This is a genomic window from Clostridium sp. ATCC 25772 (assembly GCF_001573875.1).
Taxonomy (GTDB): Bacteria; Bacillota; Clostridia; order Clostridiales; family Clostridiaceae; genus Clostridium_J; species Clostridium_J senegalense.
Genome location: NZ_LFRG01000176.1, coordinates 1 through 597, shown reverse-complemented (window position 1 = coordinate 597; position 597 = coordinate 1). Strand labels below are relative to the sequence as shown.

The 597-nt window shown below is 32.3% G+C and carries 1 protein-coding gene; it reads right to left on the bottom strand.

Features of this window, described 5'->3' with window-relative positions; genetic code table 11:
* The coding region (locus AZI32_RS17440) for an ERCC4 domain-containing protein (RefSeq protein ID WP_061997176.1) at positions 1-465 on the bottom strand (465 nt) is incomplete at its 3' end.
* Positions 466-597: the final 132 nt, after the last annotated feature.

The following is a 597-nucleotide window of genomic DNA, read 5'->3' as shown; positions in this document are numbered from 1 at the left end:
TAACCAAACAACTTCAAAGTCATATCTAGCCTTATATGCCATTAACATACCTATAAATCCGTTAGTGTGCATCTTACTTGGTTTATCTTCCCTAAAGAATCCCCTTAATGCCTTGTCATAGCCTTGCGAATCTTCAATTAGTAGTATTAGCTTAATGCCATTTTTCTTAGCCCTCTCAAGCTCCCTTATAAATCTATTCTTACCAGCACTATCTCTATTATCGGTTAAGTTACCGCATAGCTCTGTAATATTGGCTTTTCTTTCAACTACTACTTTATCTTCAAAGTTTATTACCTCACCACTTGGAGTTTTTACCGCGATGGAATAATCTCCAGTTTTAAGTCCCTTATCTTTTATGTAATATTCAATATTATTTTTATTCCAAGTATTGGCTATATGCAACCAACTTTTTTCTCTACTGTCTACGATTATTTTAATTTTACACTTATTTATATCTATACTCATTCTACTCAAAATCCCCCTAAAAAGTAGTCACTTCTGACTTAATAACTGACATAAAGCACTTATCATTAGCTTAAACGTTTAAAATAAGCGATTTCTTATATTAGTGGCATAAAACTACCTATTCTATGCCAC